This window comes from Bartonella sp. TT119HLJHH, from assembly GCF_042193385.1.
Classification (GTDB): Bacteria; Pseudomonadota; Alphaproteobacteria; order Rhizobiales; family Rhizobiaceae; genus Bartonella.
On sequence record NZ_JBHILS010000133.1, the window covers coordinates 1 to 703 of the forward strand.

Below are 703 nucleotides of genomic sequence, written 5' to 3' on the forward strand. Positions count from 1 at the left end.
GTTGCGTGAACACTGTAAAGTTCATGGAATTCCTCTTTAACAAATTTTCAACTTTTTATCACCTTAAAACATAGATATATGCTAAACGCTTCATTTTCATTTATACATTACCTAAGTATTCTCATTACGATATCTTGACTTTGATAAAAGCTTTCTGCCTCTCTGAATTGTTCGGATAGTACTGAACCTTCTACAGTGGATTTTGTTTTCATCGTATGATAGGCATCCCTTTTGTTTTATGGTTAAAAAATTTCATATCAAGTTCGCGTCTTTTCTTTTTGATAAGTGATTGCTCAGCTTTACGTAAATGCGTTATCATTTGCATCTTTATAGATTCATTGTGGATCATGGCTAATGAACCATCGATATGTGCTTGAAGATCTGCAATATCTTTCAGGTTTTCTTTTGTTTGAAGTTCATCAAATAGATGTTCGAGGTATTTAAAACGATTTTCTACGTTTTCAAAAGTTTTCAAAGTTATAGCTTTATCTAGCACCGAGAAAAATTGTAAACGTGCAAAAAGATTTTTGCCCATTTGATCAAAAGTCCCAGAAATTTTGTTTTCTTCCTCTAATACCTTTTGATATGATTCCCTTGAAAGCTTATCTTTCTTATAGAGCACTTCTGGCTCTTTGAGAAAAAAACTAGAAAAGTCTATTTTCTGAGGTCCAGTTTTCTGACTATTTGTTATAGCTTGATAGGT

1 protein-coding gene is annotated in these 703 nt (G+C 32.1%); it reads right to left on the reverse strand.

Going from position 1 to position 703, the window contains the following annotated elements; all coding sequences use genetic code 11:
• Positions 1–208: 208 nt before the first annotated feature.
• The coding region (locus ACFIJL_RS09780; protein WP_375624534.1) for a type IV secretion system protein at positions 209–703 on the reverse strand (495 nt) is incomplete at its 5' end.